This is a genomic window from Candidatus Limnocylindrales bacterium (assembly GCA_035571835.1).
Classification (GTDB): Bacteria; Desulfobacterota; Binatia; order UBA1149; family CAITLU01; genus DATNBU01.
Genome location: DATNBU010000033.1, coordinates 14,764 through 38,432, shown reverse-complemented (window position 1 = coordinate 38,432; position 23,669 = coordinate 14,764). Strand labels below are relative to the sequence as shown.

The following is a 23,669-nucleotide window of genomic DNA, read 5'->3' as shown; positions in this document are numbered from 1 at the left end:
TTGCTCGATCGGATCGCAGGTTTGCCGGAGTGTGCAGGCAGCCAAACGCGCTGCGAGCGCGCGTTCAGGTGAACAGATACCAGACCACCCACACTGCAACGTGAATCGCGATGATCGCGCACAGCATCGTCAGGTGCTCGCGCTTGCGCGTCAGGTGGCGAAGCATCGCCATTGCGAGCACCGCGCCGGGCCAGCCGCCGACCGCTTCGAGCACATGCAGGCTGGTGCCGGTAATGCGCCAGCGATTGGTCTCGGCCCTTTTCTTGTCGGCGTAGTAGAAGCCGAATGTGACGATGCTCATCACGAGATAGCCGATGATCGGCAGCGCCGGCTCGACCACTCCGGCGAGAAACAGAAAGAAGATCGCGAGCCACAGAAGGCCCACGCCGTATGCGACCTTGACCGTATCGGGCAGCGGCAGCGCCTTGATGCGCACGTTGACGGCCTTGGTCCGGCGCTGTTCGTGCTCGATGTCGTAGTAGACGACATCACCTTCCTTCGGACGCCGGGCCCCGGGCAGGAACCCCGAAATGTGCACGAACACCGTATCGCCGCCGGCTTCCGGAAGGATGAACCCGAAGCCGCGGCCGTCGTTCCACTTCAGAAGGCGTCCGGCCTGTTTCGATGAATCGGCTGTATCTCGTCCCCAGGACATGAAGGCGCAGAAGCTAACGCGGTCGTCTTGTGCGGGAAAGCCGGGAGCCCGCACGCGATCCGGCGGCTGTTTTACCGGCTTTTGCGTTGCGGCGTGCGGTCAGCGCGGCAGCCGGCGAGGTCAACTGCTCGCGAATCGAAATCCCCTGCGCCTTTACCCGCTCGAGAACCGATGCCAGCGCGGGGCCGACGGGAAAGCTCGGGCGCAGCACGAGGCGTACGGCCAGCGGCTCGACGTCGGCGTCGGCGAGGAAGACTTTCTGCGCATCCACGTCGCGTAGCGGCAGCGCCGGAGCGAGTCCGATTCCGCATCCGGTCACGGCGTATGCGACGAGCAGCGAGACGCTGGGCACGTCGATCGTCGATGCAGGATGGATGTCGCTCCTCTCGAGCCATGCGTCGAGGATCGCGCGGCCATGGCTTCCGGGCGACAGCCGAAGCACCGGTTCGGTCGAGAGCCGCTCGGCGACAGGAAGCGACGGATCCCTGCGCGCGGCGATCCAGCGCATCGGTTGCTCGAACAGCAGATGCTCGTCGAGAGCCGGATGCGATGCGGCCGTGCTGACGATCGCCGCGTCGACCTGTCCGAGCTCGAGAAGACGGACCGCATCGGACGAATGCGCAGTCGTGATCGCGACGCGAACCGGCGGCGCGCCGGCCGATCGCGCCACCGGCGAATGAATGTCGCGAAGCACCGGAGCGAGAAGCTCCTTTCCGAGATAATCGCTGACGGCGATGCGCACCGTGGAAACCGGCGCACCCGACATCTGGCCGAGCACCTGGTAGACGGACTCGGCTTCATCGAACAGGCGGGTCGCAGCTCCGAGAAACGCTTCGCCCGCGGCCGTCAGCCGGATTCCGCGTCCGTCGCGCTCGAACAGTGCGACACCGAACTGCGTCTCGATGCGGCGCAGCTGCTGGCTGACGGCCGACGGCGTCTTGAACAGCGCCGCCGCAGCGCGCGCGACCGAGCCGTGTCGCGCAACCGTCAGCGCATCGTGAAGAGCAGGCAGCAGGGAAGCGTCGAACATGAAGCCATTCTTAGCAGACTGCTAAGAATGTTTCATTAGACTAAACGGTCGATCCGGCCGATACTCGCCGGATGGGAAAAAGTCTTTTCAGGAAAGTCTGGGACCGGCACACCGTCCGGCGGCTGCCCGGCGGGGCCGACCAGCTCTTCATCGGCGCCCATCTGATCCACGAGGTCACCAGCCCGCAGGCGTTCGGCATGCTGCGCGATCTCGGCCTCGGCGTGCTGCGGCCCGACCGCACGTTCGCGACCGTCGATCACATCGTGCCGACCGATACCCGGGTGCGCCCGTATGAGGACCCGCTCGCCGAAGGGATGATGGTCGCGCTCGAGAAGGCGTGCGGCGAGTTCGGCATACGCTTCTTCGGACCCGAGACCGGCCACCAGGGCATCGTGCACGTGATCGGTCCGGAGCTCGGCATCACGCAGCCCGGCATGACGATCGCGTGCGGCGACTCGCACACCTCGACGCACGGTGCGTTCGGCGCGATCGCGTTCGGCATCGGCACCACGCAGGTGCGCGACGTGCTCGCAACGCAGACACTCGCGCTGGCGCCGCTCAAGGTCCGCCGCATCGAGATCGACGGCAAGCTCGGTGCCGGCGTCTACGCGAAAGACATCATCCTGCACATCATCCGCACGCTCGGCGTCAACGGCGGAACCGGGTTCGCGTACGAGTTTGCCGGCTCGACGATCGAAGGCCTGTCGATGGAAGAGCGCATGACGGTCTGCAACATGGCGATCGAAGGCGGCGCGCGCGTCGGCTACGTCAACCCCGACGAGAAGACGTTCGCGTTCCTGAAAGGGCGCGAGTTCGTGCCGAAGGGCGATGCGTGGGATCGCGCGGTCGCGTACTGGAAAGAGATCGCATCCGATGCGGACGCGGACTACGACGACGTCGTGCGCATCAGCACGGCCGACATCGCGCCGACCGTGACGTGGGGAATCAATCCGGGCCAGGCGATCGCGGTGACCGAGAACATCCCGAGCGTCGCCGACGCGAAAGACGAGAACGAAGCGGCCGGCATCCGCGAAGCGCTCGAATACATGAAGCTCGACGGCGGAAAGCCGATCCGCGGTGCGAAAGTCGACGTGTGCTTCATCGGCAGCTGCACGAACGGGCGCCTGTCCGACTTTCGCGAGGTCGCGCACTACCTGAAGGGCCGCAAGGTCGCGCCGCACGTGCGCGCGCTCGCGGTGCCGGGCTCACAGGAAGTCGCTCGCGCCGCGATCGCCGAAGGGCTCGACCGCATCTTCACCGAAGCGGGGTTCGAGTGGCGCGAGGCCGGCTGCTCGATGTGCCTCGCGATGAACCCCGACAAGCTCATCGGCGACCAGTTCTGCGCATCGTCGTCGAATCGCAATTTCAAGGGACGCCAGGGCAGCACGACCGGACGCACGGTGCTGATGAGCCCGGTCATGGTGGCGGCCGCAGCCATCGAAGGCTGCGTGGCCGACGCGCGGCAGACGTTCGGGATCTGAGGAGACATTCGATGGCACTGGCAAAGATCACGACCGTCACCGGCCGCGGCGTCTACGTTCCCGGCAACGACATCGACACCGATCGCATCATTCCGGCTGCGTACATGAAATGCGTGACGTTCGACGGGCTCGGCGCGCGGCTGTTCCACGACGTGCGGTTCGACAGGGACGGCAACGCGCTCGCGCATCCGCTGAACGACGCGCGCTTTGCCGGCGCGAGCATTCTCATCTCGAACCAGAACTTCGGCTGCGGGTCGTCGCGCGAGCATGCTCCGCAGGCGATCGCCAAAGCCGGCTTCAAGGCCGTCATCGCCGAGGGCTTCGCGGAGATCTTCTTCGGCAACTCGACGACGCTCGGCCTGCCGTGCGTCGTGCTGACGCCCGCCGATGTCCGCCGGCTTGCCGATCTGGTGGAGTCGGCGCCGCAAACCGCGATCACGATCGACCTCGAAGCCGAGCAGGTGCGCGCCGGCGACCTCGTCCTGCCGCTCGCGATCAAGCCCGCCGCCCGCGAAGCCCTGATGACCGGCCAATGGGACCCGATCGGCCAGCTCCTCGAAGGCAAACCCCAGATCGCCCGCACCGCCGAATCCCTGCCGTACCTGCACTTTTAGAAATCGGGGACAGACACTGATTTCGGGAAATCGGGGACAGACACTGATTTTCTGACCGGCCGCATCGCTGGAGCTGGGGTCTGCGGGACAGAATGATTTTCTGACACGCCCGCGCCCGGCTGGTTCTATATGGCCATCTTCATCGAAATGGATGGGATGACGTGAAAGCCTCCTTCTGCCGGCGGTGGTTCACTGCTCAGGCCGACCGACCACGGGTTCACTTCTTCGGCCGGCCGGCCCGCCCCAACTCGAGGCGAATCCCGAGCGTTGCTGCGGCATCTTCAGTCCATAGAGGATCGCCGTAGGGGAGCCCGCGCTGCACGCACGAACGCATGGACGCCAACTCCGCAGCGGTCTGCGGTTCGTTCAACCAGCGGCTCCAGTCTCGCGGCGATGCAGTCGGGAGCGGCGTCAGTGGAACCGCATTGACATCACAAAGGGCTCCGTCGTCTTTCGCCTGGATGCGAGCGGCGGCACTTGACCACGGCCACGCTTCGGCCGGTTCGATCAGCCCGGCGCGCAGCGGGTTTCGCTCGATGTACCGGCACACTGTGAGCAGGTGATCGTCCGCGAGCACCGGGAAGCTCTTGTACCGAGCCTGGTAAAGATGACCACGACCCTTGGTCAGGTGTCGTTGGTGCCACCGATGCGTATGTCGCGTCGTCACACGCTGGACGAAGCGCGCGAGCTCGCCGTCGGCTCTTGGCCACAAGAGCATGTGCCAGTGCGTGGGCATTGCGCAATAGGCCAGGACTCGCATTTGATCGCGCATGGCCGCTTCGCCAACGATCCCGAGAAAGTCGCGGTAGGATGGGGACGCGTCGAACAGGTTCTCCTTGCCACACCGACGGTTTAGGACGTGAAAGATCCAGCCTCCGGGGGCAATGCGAGGGCCTCTCGGCATGCCGCAGGCTCGCGCGTCAGAAGGAGGTTGCCAATGTCATAGCAGTCAAAATCTGCGTCCGTCATTCATTATGAATTGGGCATCTCCGCTCCGATTTGCGGAAATCAGTGTCTGTCCCCGATTTCCCGTTTCTGTTAGCGTCGCGCCGTGCCGTCCGGGGATGATCTGACCGAGCAGCTCAATCGAAGCTGTCGCTGCGTTGCGGTGGACGCGGCTCGGCTCGCGGGCGCGCTTGAAGAAGGCGCAGCGACGGACGGGCTCTACGCGTCGATCCTTCGCGATCAGCCGCATCTTTTCTCCGAGACCGCGGTGTTCCTGTCGCGGCGTCACTTCGTGCAGATGGAAGCGGTGGTCGCAGCGGTCGAGGAAGTCCACGCGCGGCCGGAGTTTCGCGAGTATGCACTGTCGCTCGCACCTGCGATCGCACGGATCGACCACGGCACCAAGGGCGCGTTCCTCGGTTACGATTTCCATCTCGGTGCCGAAGGGCCGCGGCTGATCGAGATCAACACCAACGCCGGCGGCGCGCTGCTCAACGTCGCGCTGGCGCGCGCGCAGCGCGCATGCTGCCTCGAGGTCGAACAGGCGCTGTCGGCGCCGGGAGCCGGCGAAGGCGCCGAAGCCGAATTCGTCTCGATGTTCCGCCGCGAATGGCGGCTTCAGCGCGGCGATGCGCCGCTCGCCAGCATCGCGATCGTCGACGACGATCCGCCCTCGCAGTACCTGTATCCCGAGTTCCTGATGTTCCGCGAGCTGTTCGGCAAAGCCGGGCTCGACGCCAGAATAGTCGACCCCGGCGAGCTCGCGCACGACGGCCGCACGCTTCGCGCCGGTAACGACGCGATCGATCTCGTCTACAACCGGCTCACCGATTTCTATTTCGAAAAGCCGTCGAGCGCCGCGCTCGGCGCGGCTTATGCGTCAGGAGACGTCGTCGTTACCCCCGGTCCGCGCGCGCACGCGCTCTATGCCGACAAGCGACACCTCGCGATGCTGTCGAACGCGGACGAGCTTCGCGCGATGGGCGTCGCGCAGACGACGATCGCACTGCTCGCCGAAGCGGTGCCGGCGACCGTCGTCGTCGGCAACGACAACCGCGATGCGCTCTGGCAGCAGCGCAAGCGCAACTTCTTCAAGCCCGCCGGCGGCTACGGCAGCAAGGCCGCGTATCGCGGCGACAAGCTGACGCGCGGAGTATGGGAAGAGATGGCAGGACGCAGCTACGTCGCGCAGCACATCGTGCCGCCGAGCGAACGCACCGTCGTCATCGGCGGCGTCGAAGTTCCGCTCAAGCTCGACGTGCGCTGCTACGTGTACGACGGCAAGGTGCAGCTCGTCGCGTCTCGCCTCTATCAGGGGCAGACGACGAACTTCCGGACGATCGGCGGCGGATTCGCCCCGGTCTTCACGGAATCCGCGGCTGCGAGCGCAGCCTGATCCCCAGCATTCCCGCGCACCATTAGCTTTCGCTTGCGAATCCATAAGCCGGCCGCATCGCATGCGTGGCTATTCCTGCTTTTAGGATTACACCGGGAATTGCCATGAAGCGGCTCCTCGCTCTCGTGCGGACGGACATCGGCCGCAAAGCCCTGATGGGCGTCACCGGGCTCCTGCTCATTGCGTTCCTGATCACACACATGCTCGCCAACCTGCTCGTGCTGTTCAACAGGGACGGTTACAACGAGTACAGCCACAAGCTGACCGGCAATCCTCTCATCTATCTCGCCGAGCTCGGTCTGCTGGTGTTCTTCGTCAGCCACTTCGTCTCCGGGATTCTCGTGTGGATGCGCAATCGCGCTGCACGGCCCGACGGTTACACGATGAAGGTTCGCGCCGACCGCACCGGGCGCAAGAGCCTCGCTTCGACGACGATGATCGCAAGCGGCATCGTGATGCTCGTGTTCGTTCCGCTGCACATCGCGACGTTCAAGTACGGCCCGTGGTACACGACTGCCGACGGCCGCATGCGCGACCTCTATCGTCTGGTGATCGAGATCTTTCACAGCCCGCTTTACACGGCGTGGTATCTGATCGCGCTGCCGGTTCTCGGCGCGCACGCATGGCATGGATTCGGAAGCGGCTTCGAGTCTCTCGGTGTCGCATACAGCAGCGAGCTGCGGCGACTCGGCCAGGCGATCGCTGTAGTGCTCACGCTCGGCTTTATGGCGGTGCCCGTCTACGTGCTGCTCGGCGGAGGTGCATCGTGAGCGGCTCCGCGCGTGCGATCCAGAGCGGATCCGTTGGAGCTTCTGAACGCCCGGCGCTGCGCACCGGATCCTTGGACGGCAAGGTTCCGTCCGGCCCCATCGAATCGAAGTGGGACGATTTCAAGGGCCACGCCAATCTGGTCAGCCCCGCCAATCGCAGGAAGTTCAACGTGATCGTCGTCGGCACCGGGCTTGCCGGTGCTTCGGCGGCGGCGAGCCTCGGCGAGCTCGGCTACAACGTGCTCGCGCTGACGATCCTCGACAGCCCCCGCCGCTCGCATTCGATTGCTGCGCAGGGCGGCATCAACGCTGCCAAGAACTACAAGAACGACGGCGACTCGGTCTACCGGCTCTTCTACGACACGATCAAGGGCGGCGACTATCGCGCGCGCGAAGGCAACGTGCATCGTCTCGCCGAAATGAGCGTGCACATCATCGACCAGTGCGTTGCCCAGGGCGTTCCGTTTGCCCGCGAGTACGGCGGCCTGCTCGACAATCGCTCGTTCGGCGGCGCGCAGGTCTCGCGCACGTTCTACGCGCGAGGCCAGACCGGGCAGCAGCTGCTCATCGGCGCCTACAGCGCGATGATGCGCCAGGTCGATGCCGGAACCGTCACGGTGCTGGCGCGCCGCGAGATGCTCGATCTCGTCATGGTGGGCGGCCGTGCTCGCGGGATCGTCGTGCGCAATCTTCTGGACGGCAGCTACGAGAGATATGCGGCCGATGCCGTGCTGCTGTGCACCGGCGGCTACGGAAACGCGTACTACCTTTCGACCAATGCCGGCAACAGCAACGTGACGGCGGCGTGGCGCTGCGCGCGTCGCGGCGCGTACTTCGCCAATCCGAGCTTCACGCAGATCCATCCGACGTGCATTCCCGAAAGCGGCACGCACCAGAGCAAGCTGACGCTGATGTCGGAGAGCCTGCGCAACGACGGCAGGGTATGGGTACCGAAGAAGGCCGGCGACAGCCGCCACCCGCGCGACATTCCCGAAGGCGAGCGCGACTACTACCTCGAGCGGCGCTATCCGGCGTTCGGCAACCTGGTGCCTCGCGACGTGGCGTCGCGCGCATCCAAGGCGGTCTGCGACGAAGGCTTCGGCGTCGGAGCCACCGGCCGATCGGTCTACCTCGACTTCGCCGATGCAATCAAGCGCTGCGGCGAAGACGTCATCCGCGACCGCTACGGCAACCTGTTCGAGATGTACCACCACATCTCGGGCGAGGATCCGTACCAGCAGCCGATGCGCATCTATCCGGCCGTGCACTACACGATGGGAGGGCTGTGGGTGGACTACAGCCTGATGAGCAACCTCGACGGATTGTTCGTGCTCGGCGAAGCCAACTTCTCCGATCACGGCGCCAATCGGCTCGGAGCCAGCGCGCTCATGCAGGGACTTGCCGACGGTTACTTCATCGTGCCGTACACGCTCGCGAACTATCTCGGCGGCGTGAAGCTCGAGAAGGTCTCGACCGACGATGCGGCATTCCGCGAGGCCGAAGCCGCCGTCAGCGAACGCACGACGTCACTTCTGTCCGTCAATGGCGACAAGAGCGTCAAGGAATATCACCGCGCGCTCGGCCGCGTGCTGTGGGATCGCGTCGGCATGGCGCGCAATCGCGCGGGTCTCGAGCAGGCGCTCGCAGAGGTGACGGCGCTTCGCGGCGAGTACCGCGAGAACGTGCGCGTCGTCGGCCCCGGCGACAACGTCAACAAGCAGCTCGAGTACGCGCTGCGGGTCGACGATTACATGGAGTTCGCCGACATGATGGTTCGCGACGCGCTGGGCCGCGAAGAGTCATGCGGCTGCCATTTCCGCGAGGAGTACCAGACCGAGGACGGAGAGTGCCATCGCAACGACGCCGAGTTCGCGTACGTCGCCGCCTGGGAGTTCAAGGGTGCGGGCGCTGCTCCGGACCTCCACAAGGAGCCGCTCGAGTTCAAGAGCATCGAGCTCAAGCAGCGAAGCTACAAATGAGCGGCCGGCAGGCTGCGAGTAGACTGGCGAAGAGATGAGTCCGGAGAAAAAAGAGTCGATGACGGTCAAGGTACGCATCTGGCGCCAGGACTCGCCCAATGCTCCCGGCCGCCTCGTCGATTACACCGTCGACGGCGTCGTGCCCGACATGTCGTTCGTCGAGATGCTCGACGTGCTCAACGAGCAGCTCGTCGCACGCGGCGAGGACACGGTCTCGTTCGATTCGGACTGCCGGGAGGGAATCTGCGGCTCGTGCGGCTGCATGATCAACGGTGTCGCGCACGGCCCGGGCAGCGGCAAGACCGCGTGCCAGCTGTTCATGCGCGTGTTCGCGAGCGGCGAGACGATCACCGTCGAGCCGTTCCGCGCGAAGGCGTTCCCGGTCATCAAGGATCTGGTCGTCGATCGCAGCGCGTTCGACCGCATCATGGCGGCCGGCGGTTACATTTCGGCGGCCACCGGCGCGGCGCGCGACGGCAACGAGATGCTGATCGGCAAGGACGTCGCCGACAAGGCTTTCGAGGCGGCGGCGTGCATCGGTTGCGGCGCGTGCGTGGCGGCCTGCAAGAATGCGGCGGCCATGCTGTTCGTCGGCGCCAAGGTTGCGCATCTTTCATATCTTCCGCAGGGGCAGCCGGAGCGCTCGCGCCGGGTCGTGCGAATGGTCGAGACGATGGAGCACGAAGGCTTCGGCGCATGCTCGAACGAAGGCGAGTGCGAAGCGGTCTGCCCCAAGAACATATCGACGAAGAACATCCAGCTGCTGCAGCGCGAGTTCATTCGCGCGTCGCTCAAGTCGTAGAGAAGATCAAGGCCCGAGGGGTCGCAGCAACGGCAGACGAGCGCAGCCGCTGGCCGCGCTTCAGGGCTCCCGTTCTGCCCAGTTCAGGCGCTGGTCACCGAGCAGGAGATCGGGAATCAGCGGCGCTGTGGGATGCACGTCGCCGCGCCGGAACGCGTCGGCCAGGGCGGGGACGTCTCTTGCCGCCGGGGGAACCCGGAACGCTCCACGGGTCGTCCATGTTCCCGTCTGGTCGCGCTTGAACATGGGCATTTCGTAGAACCATGTCGCCGACGTCGTTGCGACGAGAAGCTCCTCGGTTCCGTCGCCATCCACGTCGAGCAGCAGAGCGCGGCAAGGGTTCTCTGCCGTACAGCTGAGCGACTGCCAGAGAGGCTGGCTCGTCTTGAGGTCTTCGAGAAAGTCCACCGGCACGGGAGGACTGTTGTCTGCCGCGACGAGCGCGCCCGACTCCAGCCATTCCCGCTTGTCCAGCTGCCGCCGGTTCTGAGCGCTGCGAACACGTGCGATCCGCTCGTGCAGCAGCTTCACATCACCGGGCGCACCGTCTCTCTCCAGATCGGCGAGCGCTTCGAAGCCGTTCCTGCCGAGCGAGAACCGCAGCGCGCCGAAGTCGAACTTCTCGATCGGAACTGCGCCGCTCTTCAGACGTCGGAGCTGGTCGTCGACGCTGAGGCGGACGGGGTCGAGGACCGGCAGGTGAAGGGCAATACCGACCGCGACCACGATCGGACACATTGCGATGTTGGCGGTTCGGATCCGCGGCAGCCACGGCTTTCCGCGAACGAGAGCGGCGATCGCGTAGCCCACCGAGTACATGCCGAGCAGCACGATGCCGGCGACGGCGAATACTCGCTCCGGCATGAGGCCGTACTCTGCGATTCGCAACTCGAGCGCGTAGCCCGCCAGCACGACGAAGACCGGCATGACGAGGATCGCGCCTTCGATGACGCGGCAGACGGCCGGCCCGTAGGGCGGGGGATTCGAGCCGTCTTCGTAGACGCCGTTCAGCAGTATGAAGTACACGACACACCACGCGGCGACGAGGCTTGCCGTCGAGTGCGTATCGAGAAGGTGCTGCACTCCCACCACGACGAGCGTCGCGAGAAACGCGACGGTGACGACCGCGACCAGCGGCAGCAGGGTGGTGAGCAGCCGCGACGACAGCGTCCGCAGCGTGACGACGATCGACTCGCTCTCGCGAGCCACCGCAAGCCCGTATCCCAGCGCCGCGCCCGTAAATGGAAACGCGAACCAGCCGTTGCGAAACGTCTCGCGAAACAGATCGATTTCGACGAGGGTGAACAGTTGAGCCCACAGTCCCAGCACGACCCAGAAAAGGACCATGTAGAGGCCGCCCAGGCACGCGATGAAGAAATTGCTCCACGCGCGCTCGTGCAGCCCGGCGTACGGGAACCGGGCGGTGCCGGTTGCAACATAGAGCTGAATGAAAGGGCCGACGATGTAGAGCACGACGATCCCGACGAGAAAGCCGCTCCTGGCAAGGATTTCATCGCCCTCGAAGAGAGCTTTCTCGGGCGGCTGCAGCGATGCGATTCGCCACGCGAGCGCCGCGAAGACCAGGCCGATTGCGGTGCTCGACAGGATCAGCCGGGCCTTTCCGGTTTCGCATCGTGCCATGTGGACGACGACGCCGCTCGTCACGGCGAACGTGACCATTGCGAAAAACCGCATGGCCCAAACCTGGTCGGCCGGCCAGTTGTGCACGAGCAGCCACACCGCCAGGGCATGAAGCGCACCGTGTGCTGCCATGACGAGCCGCTGGGAAGGCTTGCTCCGCATCTACGCGATGACGACCCCGCGCCGCGGCGGCCGATGTTTCCGGTAGATCTCGAGCACCCACTGCATGGCCGGATGCGCCGCCCACTCTGCACAAAGCCGCGAGTATCGCGGCGGACGCGGCTCGGGCTCCTTCATGTCGGGATGCTCGACGAATGCGCCCGGCGCCAGAAGCGCGGCGCATGTCAGGTCCGCCACGCTGAACGTATCGCCGACGAGATAGCCGGTAGCGGCGACTTTGCCGGCGAGGAAATCGAGAAGCTCGTCTACCCGCTCCTTCGAGCGGCGTCCGGTCTCGGGCGTGATGTTCATCGATTTCGTCATCGCCACGCGCACCAGTGGGAACGCGGCGTAGTAGAGCCGCTGCTTCCAGGCCGCTTTTTCCGACGCGAACGTCGCGACCGCGTATCCGGCGTCGTCGATCGTCGTATCGAAGACCGCGCGGCGCAGCTCCGGACCGAGCTCGCGGTCGAACCGGTCGATGAGGGACACCGCCTCGGCCCTCGCGTCCGGATCGGACGGATAGAGCGCCGGCGCCGGAAAGCGCTGCTCGAGGGTCTCGAGGATCGTCGTCGAACCGGAGATGAACCGGCCGTCGATGCCGAGCACCGGAGTCTGGTTCTGGCCCGTCATGCGTCGGATCAAAGGCAGGTGCGGGCCCGGCAGGTAACAGATGCGGACGTGCGGCACGTTCTTGTAGTCGAGCGCCCAGCGCGCCTTTTCGTTGAAGTGCGAATGCGAGAACTGATGCAGCTCGATCGGAGATTCCTGCAACGACTTGCCTCCTGAATGGGACCTGACGGGCGGCCGACTCTAACCCGATCCCTCGCGATCTCGAATCCTTCGGCGGCGATGCACGGTTCGTCGCGTGGTCGCGTCGCCCGACGCGTCGGCCGCGCAAGCGTTTCCGCCAAAAGCCGCGCTCGTGTATGGTCCCGAATCTTTGCCGGGGCCGGAAGCCTCGTAATTTCCCCGGCAACTGCTGTCCAGACGCGAACGCGGTCAGGAAGGAGGGACTACGCATGAACGCGAGCGAAATCCGTCGCGGCATTGTCATCAACTACAACGGTGCGCCGCATCGCGTGCTCGAGTTCCAGCACCGTACGCCGGGCAACCTGCGCGCGTTCGTGCAGGCTCGCATTCGCAACCTTCTGACCGGGCTCGCGACCGAGGTCCGCTTCAGCTCGACCGAATCGGTCGAACGCGTGTCGCTCGAGCAGCACAAGATGCAGTACCTCTACAAAGAGGGCGACGAATACCACTTCATGAACACCGAGGATTACGAGCAGATCACGCTCGATGCCGAAGCCCTCGGCGACAACGTCTACTACCTGATCGACGGCACCGAGATCGAGGTCGAGACCTACGAAGGAAAGCCGATCGGCATCACGCCGGCGCCGATCATCGAGCTGAGAGTCATCGAGACACCGCCCGAAATGCGCGGCGCAACGGCCGCCAACAGCCCGAAACCCGCCACGCTCGAGACGGGCCTCGTCGTCAACGTTCCGGCCTTCGTCAAACAGGGCGAGAAGATCCGCATCGATACGACGACGGGTCAGTATCTGGAGCGCGTGCGCTGAAACCCTGAGGCGCCGAAGCAGCACGGTTCGCGACGCGACCTTTGCAATCGCACGGTCCGGGCGAGGCTGCTACGCGAGATCGAAACTGGTTGGCGTCTTCTCGTCGAGCTGCCAGGCCGTGATCAGCCGGGCGCTGCGACGCCTCCATACGTAGAACCATGCCCACTGCGTCAGCACGAGCACGCGATTTTCGTAGCCGACGAGCGCGAGCAGGTGCACGAACAGCCACGCGAGCCACGCGACGAAGCCCGTCAGCTTGACGAAATTGAGATCGGCGACCGCCTTCGCGCGTCCGATCGTCGCCATCGAGCCGCGGTCGACGTACTCGAACCCGCGAACTTCCTTTCCCGCGAGCTTCGCAACAATCGATTGCGCGGCGTAGTCGCCCTGCTGGATGGCCACCTGCGCGACGCCCGGCAGCGGGCGCTCCAGACCCTCACGGAAACTCGCGGCGTCGCCGATCACGAGAATCTCCGGGTGACCGGCGATCGTCAGATCCTTGTGGACCTCGATCGTGCACTGGCGCGTGAGCACGGCTCCCGATTGTGCCGCGAGATCGGCGGCGAGCTTCGTGCCGCGAACACCGGCGGCCCAGACGATCACGTGCGCGTCGATGCGCTGACTGACCGCGGGCGCGCCGCCCATGCCGGCGTGCTCAACCAGCACTCCGGTTGCATCGAGCGCCTTGACCATCGTCGACGTGCGGACTTCGACGCCCATCTTCGTCAGGTCGCGAAGCGCGGCGCTCGAGAGCTTCTCGTGAAACGCCGCGAGCACGCGCGGTCCGGCATCGACGAGCACCACGCGGATCTCCTCGTGCGCGATGCGCTTGAACTCGGTCGGAAGCGTGTCGGCGGCGATTTCCGAGATCGCGCCGGCCATCTCGACGCCGGTCGGACCGGCGCCGACGATCACGAACGTGAGCAGGCGCCGGCGCTTGACGGGGTCGGAAGTGCGCTCGGCCTCCTCGAAGGCGAGCAGGAGGCGCGAGCGGACTTCGGTCGCGTCCTCGACGGATTTGAGCCCGGGGGCATAGCGCTCCCATTCGTCCTTGCCGAAGTAGTTGCTGACGAGGCCTGCGGCGACGATCAGCGTATCGTACGGTACGCTGTGGTCCGACGACGCCGACATCGCGTCGCCGAGCGCGACGGTTCGAGTTGCGACATCGATCGCGGTGACGTTGCCGAGAAGGACGGTCACGTTCTTCCCTTTGCGCAGGATCTCGCGCAGTGGTGCGGCGACGTCGCCCGGCGAAAGCGAGCCCGTCCCCACCTGGTAGAGGAGAGGCTGGAACAGATGAAAGTTGCGCTTGTCGATCAACGTAACGTGAACGCCGTCCTTGTTGGCGAGCCCGCGCGCGGCAGCCAGCCCGCCGAAACCTCCGCCGATGATCACGACGTGATGCGGCTGCGATGCCGGCGCCGGATTCGCGACGCCGGTCGATTCGGGTTTCTTGATGTCGTCCGCAATCGCGGACTCGTTCGCAACCGGACCCGTAGACGGATCTTTCGCGACACGCAGTGCACTCGAAGTCATCGCTGGAAGGTTGGCACGAGCATTCGCCGCAGGCCATCGACGTTACGCGTCATGATCGCGATCGCAGCCCTGTTCGGGGCGACTTCGTGTTCCACGTCCGCGTCGCAGCGCACGTGGGTTTCGCCGGTTGCCCGCGATCACGTGCTCGTCGGGCAGATTTTCGACGTCGCGCGCGGGCGCATGGTTCCGCGCAAAACGCTCATCGAGGCCGCGATTTCCGCGGATTTCGTTCTGCTCGGCGAGCAGCACGACAACGCCGACCATCATCGCCTGCAGGCCGGGATCATCACGGACCTCGTTGCGTCCGGTCGCAGGCCGGCGGTCGCATTCGAGCAACTCGATCTGGAAAATCAGGCCGCAGTCGATCGCGCGCTTGCGGACTCCGCCGGCGCACCTCCGGCTGCGCAGGCGAGCGCGACCGCCGCCGCGGTGGCGTGGGACAAAAGTGGATGGCCCCGGTTCGATCTGTACCGGCCGATCTTCGAAACCGCGCTCGCCGCGCGACTGCCGATCCTCGCCGCGAACCTCTCGCGCGCAAAGCTCCACGCGATGTTCTCCGATCCGCACGCGCTCGATCCGGCCGATCCAGCGCTGGTTCCGCTGCCGGATGTCGCACGGCATTCGATGGCGGCAGAGGTCGAGGAATCGCACTGCGGCTACGCGCAGCCGGCGATGGTTTCGATGATGATCGAAGCGCAGCGCCGGCGCGATGCGGAAATGGCGGCTGCGCTTGCGCGCGGATTCGAAGCGTCGGCTGCGCGCGTGCGTGGCTACGAAGAGCCGGCTGCGCACGCGAGCGGCACGACGTCACCAGTCGTTCGTCCGGGAGCGGTGCTCGTCTGCGGATTCGCGCACGCACGTAAGGACTCCGGCGTCCCGCTGACGCTGCGTCAGAAGCAGCCCGACCGCCGCATCGTTTCGGTGGCGTTCGTCGAGGTCATGCCCGACGCCACCTCGCCGGCGGATTACGCTGCCGCGTTTCACGCGGCGACCCTTCCGTTCGACTTCGTGCTGTTCACGCCGCGCACCGACGACACGGATCCGTGCGAGAAGTACCGGTCCGAGCTCGAGAAGATGAAGCGCCACTGACGCCCGGGCCGCCACCCGATGGCCGGATCCGAGGGGTCTATGACATTGCGGCCATCCGGCCGGCAGACCATACTCCGGCCCCATGACCCCTCCTGCCATCGAACCCCGGCGAATCGTCATGGCTGCCTTCGACGGCGCCGAAATGATCGACGTCGTCGGTCCCCTCGAAGTCTTCTCGGTGGCTTCGCGCATCCTGGCCTACCGCGGCGAAGGCATGGCGCCGGGCCAGCCCGCATATCGCGTCGAGATCGTCGCCGAGCACTCCGGGCCGCTTCGGATGGAATCCGGTCTGCAGATCCTCGCTGCACGGAGCCTCCGTTCGTTTCGCGGGCCGGTCGACACGGTGATCGTTCCGGGCGGCGACGGAGTCAGCGTCACGATGCATCGCCCGCGCTACATGTCGTGGCTCGAGCGCACCGCGGCGACGTCGCGGCGGGTCGCTTCGGTCTGCACGGGAGCGCGGGTGCTTGCGGCGGCGGGCCTTCTCAAGGGGCGCCGCGCGACGACGCACTGGAGATTCTGCGACGTGCTGGCGGCGGAGAACCCCGACATCCGCATCGAGCCCGATTCGATCTTCGTGCGCGACGAAAACGTGTGGACGTCGGCCGGCGTCACCGCCGGCATGGATCTCGCGCTCGCGATGGTCGAGGAGGATCACGGCCGTCATCTCGCGCTGGCTGCGGCACGCATGATGGTGATCTTCCTCAAGCGGCCGGGCGGCCAGTCGCAGTTCAGCGCGCAGCTTGCGTCGCAGCTCGCCGAGCGCGAGCCGCTTCGCGACCTGCAGACGTGGATCGTCGATCATCCCGACGAGGACCTGCGGGTCGAGCTGCTCGCCCGGCGGGCCGGCATGAGCCCGCGCAACTTTGCGCGCGCGTTCGCGCGCGAAACCGGAATGACGCCTGCACGTTTCGTCGAACAGGTGCGCCTCGGAGCCGCCCGGCGGCGGCTCGAGGACACGACGAGCGGCGTCGACCAGATCGCCGAATCGTGCGGATTCGGCACGGCCGAGACGATGAGGCGCGCGTTCCTGCGCGGCCTCGCCATCAACCCGAGCGCATACCGCGCCCGGTTCCGGACGGAGAGGGAACATGGAAATCACGATTCTGCTGTATGACCGTTTCACTGCGCTCGACTGCATCGGCCCGTACGAGATCATCAGCCGCATTCCCGGCGCACGCCTGCGCTTCATTGCGAAGAACGCGGGGCCGGTCACGACCGACACCGGCATGCTGAGCGTCGTTGCCGAAGCGGCGCTGCGCGACGTATCGAAGCCCGACATCCTGCTGATTCCCGGCGGCCCCGGCGACGAAGCGGCGATCGAGGACGCGGAAACGCTGGACTGGGTCCGCCGCGCACACGAGACGACGAAGTGGACGACGTCGGTCTGCACCGGATCGCTGATCCTCGGTGCGGCCGGAATCCTCAAAGGTCTCGAAGCGACGACCCACTGGTCGCGCGTCGCGAGGCTCGAGTCGTTCGGCGCGCGCTACACGGAGAAGCGCGTCGTGCGTCAGGGAAAAGTCATCACCGGCGCCGGCGTGTCGGCGGGCATCGACATGGGTCTTACGCTGCTCGCCGCCGAATGCGGCGACGACTATGCGAAGGCCATCCAGCTCGCGATCGAGTACGACCCGCAGCCGCCGTTCGACTGCGGCGCGCCGAGCAAGGCCCCGGCGCATCTCGTCGACATGGTGCTCGCCGCGATGGGCGCAAACCGCACCGAAAACGAAGGCGCAGCGGCCTGACGGAATAAAGGGGACAGGTACAATTTCGTAACTCTGCGAAATCGTACCTGTCCTCAAAACTCCCCGCCTGCGCGCGGGCTCGGTTTTCATGCGGGCGGCCCGTGCTATCAGGTCCGCCCATGTCCGCGCCCAGCCGATCCCCGGATGCGACATCCGATCATTCGCTCGCACTCATCGACGAGCAGCTCGCTTCGATTTCAACCCGGGACGAGTGGCTCCGGCTCTGCCGTGAAACCTGGGACCGCGCGCTGTCGAAGCCGATCCGCGACACGATTCGCCCGGACGACATCGCGGCCGGACTGAGATCGGTCGCAACGCCGGAGAGCGTTCGCGACCTTTTTGGCCCGCTGCTTCGAGACCTTCATTCCGACCTCGTCGCACTGCTCAAGAAGGACGAGACCGCGCTCGGCGACTACGTGCCCGAGATGGCGCGCCGTGCGATCGACATGCTGCTCGAGCGTCGCGACCTCATCCCGGAAGCGCTGGTGCGCAAGCTCTTCGAGCAGCAGGCCGTACAGGACGCGATCTACGACACGCTCTACGACGGCCTCACGCAGTTCAACACGTCCGTCAATCCATTCTTCGCCGACTGGGGCCTTCCGTCGTTTCTGAAACGCATGCCGATCGGCGGCAGCGTGATCCTGGCCTCGATGGAAGCGCTGCGCAGCGAGTTCGAGCGCCGCCTCGAGCCGGAGATCCGCAAGTTCCTCGCACCGTTTTCCAAGCGCGCCACCGGCCAGCTCGCCGAGGTCTTCCTCGCGAAGTCGGCCGATCCCAAGTTCATCCAGCTTCGCAAGAATCTGGTGATCTTCCTCTACACGCAGTCGCTCGCCGAGCTGCTGGCACGCGTCGACGCCGCCGCCGCTGCCGATGTCGGTGTTGCGATCGAGGAGATCCTGCTGGCGCTGGTTGCCAATGACCGTCTCGCTGCGAGGATTCGCGACGCCGCGCAGGCATTCGTCGACGAACACGGCGACCAGACGGTGGGCGAATGGCTTGCGAGCATCGGTGCGACCGGCGACGGTCTCGTCGAGCCGTGGGCGGAGCTGCTGTGGCCGGCGGTCGAAAAAACGCTCGCCAGCCCTGCGGCTCGGGAGTTGCTGCGACGGATCGTTGCAGAGCTCGACCAGCCGATCGAAATCAACCGGCGGTGATTCGCCGGGATCACGGCGCCGCGGCAGAAAATCCCAGCAACCGGTCGATGCGCGGATAGCGATCTGCTGCAATGCGGATCGAGAAGTCGAGATCCGGTTCGACGAAGCGGACGTGGTGTCCGCGGACCACGTCCTCGTCGTGCGCCAGCTCGAAAACGGCGACGCTGCCTGGAAAGTCCGACGGCCGCAGCACGAGGCCAATACAGCCTGGGTGCGGATGCTGATTGGTTATCACGACGTCGCCGCCGGGCGGCGCCGAATCGATGCTGTGCTCGACGTCTGCGAGCGTCGAAACGAACCAGCTGCGGCACTCCGGATGCTCGTCGATGCGCCAGTCGGAGCGGAAAGAACCTGTTCCCGCGATGACGAACCATGCTCCGAGAAGCGTCCAGCGCATCGCCTCAGCATGCGGAAGGCGTCGGGTGATCCATTGCAACGCGATGCAGCTGACGACCACCAGCGGTACCAGACCGGCGTAATGGTAACGGAGCGCCATGGCGGCTGAAGCGATCGGATAGTGCTCGAGCCTTATATTCGCGCGACCGACCGCAATGATGCCATACGCGCCTGCAGCAATCGCGAGCAGCGCGAGGATCTGCCGCCGCACGCGGCCCGAGGCGAGCGCGAACGCCGTCGTGACGGCGATCGACCAGCACGTGACGGCGAAAGTAAAATGCTCCGTCGCGGGAAAGCGGAAGCCGGGCAACAGCTGGGCGATGCCGGTCTTGAGCAGATGCCCGGTCATCACCACGATCGGAAGCAACTTGCTGAATCCCTGTTCGTAGATGAGGACCTCTTCCATTCGCAGCGGCTCGAGTGAGCTGCTGATCTGACGGCAGGTCCAGTACAGAGCGAGAACAGCGACGGGAAGCAGCGCGAGGACCCAGCGGCCGCGCCGGTCGGAATACGACGCGGGAGCGACGAGATACGCGGCGACGGGAAAAGCGAGCGCGATTCCGATCCCGACTCCGAAGCACGTGGTGCCGACCAGCAGCAGCGCGGCCCATAACGAAATCCGTCCGGCGGAAGGCGGCCTCTGCTGCTTTTCGAGCCGGAAGAGATCCAGCAGCACGACGAGAAGGATCGTCGTCGCCAATGCGTGGCCGTAGACCGAATACCATCCGATCGTGCCCACGCAGGCCGGCGCGGTCCCGAATGCGGCCGCACCGAGGCATGCGAGCACAGCGTCGTCCGTAGAAGCGCGCACCAGCCGGAAGAGCAGCCACGTATTGAGCAGATGCGTCGCAAGCGCCATCACGTAGTAAGGTACGGGATTGAGTCCGAACGCGTGCCAGCTCAGCCAGAAGACGACGTTGCGCGTGATGTACATGTGGCCGCCGAACAGCGACATGATGAAATGGAAGAAGCTGTGCTCGATGATCTGGATCAGATGAACGAAGTCATCGGAGAAGAACCAGATATTGACGACTGGATAGTAGACGAGGCCCGCAGCACCCACGGCAGCGAGCATCAGCAACCATTCCGTGAACGTCGAACGATGCAACGGCGATGGAGTACGGGGCGGTGTACACACGGTCAAACTGCACCGGGCCTTTACGCAGGTTCCTTTTTCCAGCATTGTCCTCCGGGGCTTGGATCTGCGGATGTTGCCGGACGAAGGATCGGTGGAGCACACGGCCATCGGACTGTCTTCGGACCGTTCGTATGTTCCCGAGCTCGAATCCTTGCGCGGGATCGCGATCGCGCTCGTGTATGCGTTTCACCTCGACGCCTTCGTCGCTCCCGAACAGACCGACCCGCAGCTTCGAGAGGTCCCGCAATGGCTCGCCTTCATCCGCGCCGGCCACACCGGAGTAACTCTGTTCTTCGTGCTGAGCGGCTTCCTGCTTTCGCTGCCGTTTCTGGCGGAGGCCGTTGGAGGCCGACCCGTCAGCGTCGCCCGCTACGCCGGACGCCGCGCATTGCGCATCCTCCCGCTCTATTACGTGGCGGTGGTCGTCGGCACCGTGATGACAGCGACGACCGCCGGCGACCTCTGGCACGCTGTGCCCTATCTCGCTTTCCTGCAGTCGGTCGCCGGATGGACCGAGGACCTGGGTGCGTACAGTGCGGTGTGGTGGAGCCTCGCGACGGAGGTGCAGTTCTACCTGCTGCTGCCGCTCCTTCCTCTGTTCGTCCGCACGCGCGGCGGCAGGATCGCCGCGCTCGGCGTGCTCTCCGCATACGCGGCAGCGTACGTGGGCTATCTGACGTATGCCTGGACCATGCACTCGCTCGCTGGTGAGCTCACGCTCGAGCTCACGGTGTTCGGTCGCGGCTCGGCGTTCCTCGCAGGCATCGCCGTTGCGGCCGTTCATCTCTTTTACGGTCCGCGGCTGGTCTCCATGCTCGGCAACTCCGCGTGGGTTCGCCGCTGGGGTGCAGACCTTGGCGTAGTCGTTCTCGTCGTTTTGCTGGGACGACTGCTGCAATGGAAAGTGTCCACCTTCCATTGGGACGCCGAGGTGCCGCCGTGGCAGTGCTGGCATGTCGCCGAAGCGATTCTGTGGGCCGCGATCCTGGCCGCGGTGCTGATGACGCCGACGCGTGCGAGAACGATGCTTCGAAACCCCGCTCTGCAGTGGCTCGGGATCTGCTCGTACTCGATCTACATGTGGCACGTACCGCTGATCACGACGTTCTTCGACGTCATGACCAGGCTCGGGCTCCGCTGGAATACGGGCTGGAACGCAGTGACGGTCGTGGTCGGGTTCGCAGCGACCGGCCTGTGCCTGTCGATCTCCCACTTTACGTACCGGTTCATCGAAAGGCCGTTTCTGCTCTGGAAATCGCGAATCGCCTGAACAGCCGCCGCTTACGCGAGCGCGGCCGCTACGATTGCCGCCGCTTCCTCCTGGATGCGCTTCAGATGCTCGCCGCCGACGAAACTTTCCGCATAGATCTTGTAGACGTCTTCGGTTCCCGACGGCCGCGCCGCGAACCATCCGCTCTTCGCGGTAACCTTGAGGCCGCCGATCGGCGCGTCGTTGCCTGGCGCACGCGTAAGCCGTGCTTCGATGGGCTCGCCGGCAAGCGTCGTGGCTTTGACCGAGTCCGGCGAGAGCGCGGCGAGTTTCTTTTTTCCTTCCGGTGAAACCGGCGCATCGATGCGCTCGTAGACCGGCGAGCCGAATTTCTGTTCCAGCGCACGGTAGTGCTCGGACGGATCGCGCTCCGTCGTTGCCGTGATCTCCGCCGCGAGCAGATCGAGCAGGATTCCGTCCTTGTCGGTGGTCCACACCGTGCCGTCGCGGCGCAGGAACGAAGCCCCGGCGCTTTCCTCGCCGCCGAAACCGCACGATCCGTCGAGAAGACCCGGCACGAACCACTTGAATCCCACCGGAACCTCGATGAGCCGGCGTCCGAGATCCGCTGCGACGCGGTCGATCATCGAAGACGAGACGAGCGTCTTGCCGATCGCGGTATCGGGCTTCCAGCCCGAGCGGCGCGAAAACAGATACTCGATGGCAACGGCGAGGTAGTGGTTCGGATTCATCAGCCCGCCGCCGGGCGTGACGATGCCGTGGCGGTCCGAGTCGGCGTCGTTGCCGAACGCGATCCGGAAATCGTTCCGGAGTGCGACGAGGTTCGCCATCGCGTAAGGCGACGAACAGTCCATGCGGATCTTGCCGTCCTTGTCGACGGGCATGAACGCGAATGTGGGATCGACGACGCGGTTGACGACTTCGAGGTCGAGGCCGTAGCGCGACGCGATCGGATCCCAGTAGTCGATGTTGGATCCGCCGAGCGGATCGACGCCGATCCGGATCTTCGCCGCGGCGATCGGCTCGAGCTCGAGCACGCTACCGAGATCGCCGACGTACGGCGTGATGTAGTCGTGGCGGTGCACGCACGCCGACGCGAGTGCCCGGCTGAACGGTACGCGCCGCACGCCGGAGAGATTCTCGCGAATCAGCTGGTTGGCGCGGTCTTCGATCCGCCTGGTGATGTCCGTGTCGGCCGGTCCGCCCGACGGCGGGTTGTACTTGAAGCCGCCGTCCTCGGGCGGATTGTGCGACGGCGTGATCACGACGCCGTCGGCCAGGCCGTCTTTACGCCCGCGATTGTGCGACAGAATCGCGTGCGAGATCACGGGCGTCGGCGTTGCGCCGAATCCGTCCTGGATGATGGTCTCGACGCCGTTGGCCGCGAACACCTCGAGCGTCGTGATGAACGCGGGATCCGACAGCGCATGCGTGTCGACGCCGACGTAACACGGGCCGGTCGTATTTTCGCCGGCGCGCAGCTCGCAGACCGCCTGCGCGATCGCAAGGATGTGCGCTTCGTTGAACGAATGGCGCAGCGCCGATCCTCGATGACCCGACGTCCCGAACGCGACGCGATGGGACGGCTCGGCAGGATCAGGCGTCAGTGAGTAATACGAAGCGACGAGCCGCGGAACATGCACGAGGATGTTTCGCGGCGCGGGTTTTCCGGCGAGAGGATCGACGCTCACGAACCGGCGTGTAGCGGGAACCGGCCAGCGTCGCGAGTCGTGCGGGTCGCCAACCTCAATCCCCGTAAAACTCTCGGTCCAGGCGGGACGCCGCCACGCTCCCGGATTCGCTGCGGCTTCAACGGTTGGCGTACGCGTGAGCTGCGAAAGATCCGCCGGTGCGCTCTATCTGGTACGTTCGACTATCTTTCGTGGGTGGCAAGATGGTAAGCCGGTTCCATGAAACATAACACTACGCTGTCGATCTCTTTGTGGGCGCTCGGGCTGCTGGCCATTGCAGCACCGGCTTCGGCGCAGGAGTACAACTGCTACAAGGTCAAAACCGGTGCTTCGTCTGCGATCGTTCCGATTTTCAGCAGCGTGGACTCCGGTTCCTCGACTTCCGGAGTACCGACCGCAACGTGCGAAATCGGCAAGCTGGCGTCCGTCTGCATCCCGGCAGCGATCAACGGCGATGCGGCACATGTCGCAGCCGGCACGACGTGTTGTTTCAAATCGAAGTGCGATCCGAAGACGGCGGGGTCTGCCGTTCACTCGCTCGCTCTCCAGGGTCCAAGCTCTGGTGGACCAACCGAAGTCACGCTCGTCAAGCAGTCGCAGCTTTGTCTGCCGTGCGTCGTGCCCTGAAGGCTGT

General features: G+C 65.3%; 21 protein-coding genes. 13 read left to right on the top strand and 8 right to left on the bottom strand.

The window, feature by feature from the left end; all coding sequences use genetic code 11:
• Positions 1-64: 64 nt before the first annotated feature.
• Together VN634_14780 and VN634_14775 are read right to left on the bottom strand one after the other, a co-directional pair.
• The gene (locus VN634_14780) at positions 65-655 is read right to left on the bottom strand and encodes a cold shock and DUF1294 domain-containing protein (GenBank protein HXC52149.1); all 591 of its coding nucleotides are present in this window, start codon (positions 653-655) and stop codon (positions 65-67) included.
• A gap of 13 nt (positions 656-668) precedes the next feature.
• Positions 669-1,685, bottom strand: coding sequence for a LysR family transcriptional regulator (locus VN634_14775; protein ID HXC52148.1), 1,017 nt, complete (start codon positions 1,683-1,685; stop codon positions 669-671).
• Between the two features lie 71 nt (positions 1,686-1,756).
• Between VN634_14775 and leuC the strand changes: the two genes are divergently transcribed.
• Both leuC and leuD read left to right on the top strand, forming a co-directional pair.
• A complete protein-coding gene (gene leuC / locus VN634_14770; protein ID HXC52147.1) occupies positions 1,757-3,166 on the top strand; it encodes a 3-isopropylmalate dehydratase large subunit in 1,410 nt (469 codons plus the stop codon).
• Between the two features lie 11 nt (positions 3,167-3,177).
• Positions 3,178-3,780 carry a 3-isopropylmalate dehydratase small subunit gene (gene leuD, locus VN634_14765; protein HXC52146.1) on the top strand — a complete coding sequence of 201 codons (603 nt, stop codon included), beginning with the start codon at positions 3,178-3,180 and terminating at the stop codon, positions 3,778-3,780.
• 217 nt (positions 3,781-3,997) lie between these two features.
• Here leuD and VN634_14760 read toward each other — a convergent pair whose 3' ends face one another.
• Entirely contained in the window at positions 3,998-4,684 is a 687-nt protein-coding gene (locus tag VN634_14760; protein HXC52145.1) for a transposase, read from the bottom strand.
• Positions 4,685-4,831: 147 nt separating this feature from the next.
• On the opposite strand from VN634_14760, the gene VN634_14755 reads away from it, so the two are divergent.
• The 4 genes from VN634_14755 to VN634_14740 all read left to right on the top strand — a co-directional run bounded on the left by VN634_14755 (position 4,832) and on the right by VN634_14740 (position 9,672).
• A complete protein-coding gene (locus VN634_14755) occupies positions 4,832-6,121 on the top strand; it encodes a hypothetical protein (protein ID HXC52144.1) in 1,290 nt (429 codons plus the stop codon).
• A gap of 104 nt (positions 6,122-6,225) precedes the next feature.
• The gene (locus VN634_14750) at positions 6,226-6,891 is read left to right on the top strand and encodes a succinate dehydrogenase cytochrome b subunit (GenBank protein ID HXC52143.1); all 666 of its coding nucleotides are present in this window, start codon (positions 6,226-6,228) and stop codon (positions 6,889-6,891) included.
• Positions 6,888-8,870 (top strand): fumarate reductase/succinate dehydrogenase flavoprotein subunit, encoded by a 1,983-nt coding sequence (locus tag VN634_14745; GenBank protein HXC52142.1) that lies wholly within the window; start codon positions 6,888-6,890, stop codon positions 8,868-8,870. Before VN634_14750 ends, VN634_14745 begins: the two co-directional genes overlap by 4 nt.
• A 58-nt stretch (positions 8,871-8,928) precedes the next feature.
• Positions 8,929-9,672, top strand: coding sequence for a succinate dehydrogenase/fumarate reductase iron-sulfur subunit (locus VN634_14740; protein HXC52141.1), 744 nt, complete (start codon positions 8,929-8,931; stop codon positions 9,670-9,672).
• A 60-nt stretch (positions 9,673-9,732) separates the two neighbouring features.
• Here the strand turns inward: VN634_14740 and VN634_14735 are convergent, their stop codons facing one another.
• Together VN634_14735 and VN634_14730 are read right to left on the bottom strand one after the other, a co-directional pair.
• Entirely contained in the window at positions 9,733-11,445 is a 1,713-nt protein-coding gene (locus VN634_14735) for a hypothetical protein (protein ID HXC52140.1), read from the bottom strand.
• Between the two features lie 30 nt (positions 11,446-11,475).
• Positions 11,476-12,246, bottom strand: coding sequence for a glutathione S-transferase family protein (locus VN634_14730; GenBank protein HXC52139.1), 771 nt, complete (start codon positions 12,244-12,246; stop codon positions 11,476-11,478).
• Positions 12,247-12,494: 248 nt separating this feature from the next.
• Here VN634_14730 and efp point away from each other — a divergent pair, with 248 nt between their 5' ends.
• Positions 12,495-13,052 (top strand): elongation factor P, encoded by a 558-nt coding sequence (efp, locus tag VN634_14725; protein ID HXC52138.1) that lies wholly within the window; start codon positions 12,495-12,497, stop codon positions 13,050-13,052.
• 69 nt (positions 13,053-13,121) lie between these two features.
• Here the strand turns inward: efp and VN634_14720 are convergent, their stop codons facing one another.
• On the bottom strand, positions 13,122-14,588 hold the full coding sequence (locus tag VN634_14720; GenBank protein HXC52137.1) for an NAD(P)/FAD-dependent oxidoreductase: 1,467 nt from the start codon (positions 14,586-14,588) through the stop codon (positions 13,122-13,124).
• Between the two features lie 51 nt (positions 14,589-14,639).
• Between VN634_14720 and VN634_14715 the strand changes: the two genes are divergently transcribed.
• The 4 genes from VN634_14715 to VN634_14700 all read left to right on the top strand — a co-directional run bounded on the left by VN634_14715 (position 14,640) and on the right by VN634_14700 (position 18,579).
• A complete protein-coding gene (locus tag VN634_14715) occupies positions 14,640-15,677 on the top strand; it encodes a ChaN family lipoprotein (GenBank protein HXC52136.1) in 1,038 nt (345 codons plus the stop codon).
• Between the two features lie 118 nt (positions 15,678-15,795).
• Positions 15,796-16,794, top strand: a complete 999-nt coding sequence (locus VN634_14710; protein HXC52135.1) for a DJ-1/PfpI family protein — start codon at positions 15,796-15,798, stop codon at positions 16,792-16,794.
• On the top strand, positions 16,769-17,425 hold the full coding sequence (locus VN634_14705) for a DJ-1/PfpI family protein (protein HXC52134.1): 657 nt from the start codon (positions 16,769-16,771) through the stop codon (positions 17,423-17,425). The genes VN634_14710 and VN634_14705 overlap by 26 nt, the downstream gene beginning before the upstream one ends.
• A 119-nt stretch (positions 17,426-17,544) precedes the next feature.
• Positions 17,545-18,579 carry a hypothetical protein gene (locus VN634_14700; GenBank protein HXC52133.1) on the top strand — a complete coding sequence of 345 codons (1,035 nt, stop codon included), beginning with the start codon at positions 17,545-17,547 and terminating at the stop codon, positions 18,577-18,579.
• A 10-nt stretch (positions 18,580-18,589) separates the two neighbouring features.
• Here the strand turns inward: VN634_14700 and VN634_14695 are convergent, their stop codons facing one another.
• Entirely contained in the window at positions 18,590-20,050 is a 1,461-nt protein-coding gene (locus VN634_14695; GenBank protein HXC52132.1) for a hypothetical protein, read from the bottom strand.
• 133 nt (positions 20,051-20,183) lie between these two features.
• Between VN634_14695 and VN634_14690 the strand changes: the two genes are divergently transcribed.
• Positions 20,184-21,383, top strand: coding sequence for an acyltransferase (locus tag VN634_14690; protein ID HXC52131.1), 1,200 nt, complete (start codon positions 20,184-20,186; stop codon positions 21,381-21,383).
• Between the two features lie 11 nt (positions 21,384-21,394).
• Here the strand turns inward: VN634_14690 and pgm are convergent, their stop codons facing one another.
• A complete protein-coding gene (pgm, locus tag VN634_14685) occupies positions 21,395-23,035 on the bottom strand; it encodes a phosphoglucomutase (alpha-D-glucose-1,6-bisphosphate-dependent) (GenBank protein HXC52130.1) in 1,641 nt (546 codons plus the stop codon).
• A 219-nt stretch (positions 23,036-23,254) separates the two neighbouring features.
• Between pgm and VN634_14680 the strand changes: the two genes are divergently transcribed.
• On the top strand, positions 23,255-23,662 hold the full coding sequence (locus VN634_14680) for a hypothetical protein (GenBank protein ID HXC52129.1): 408 nt from the start codon (positions 23,255-23,257) through the stop codon (positions 23,660-23,662).
• Positions 23,663-23,669: the final 7 nt, after the last annotated feature.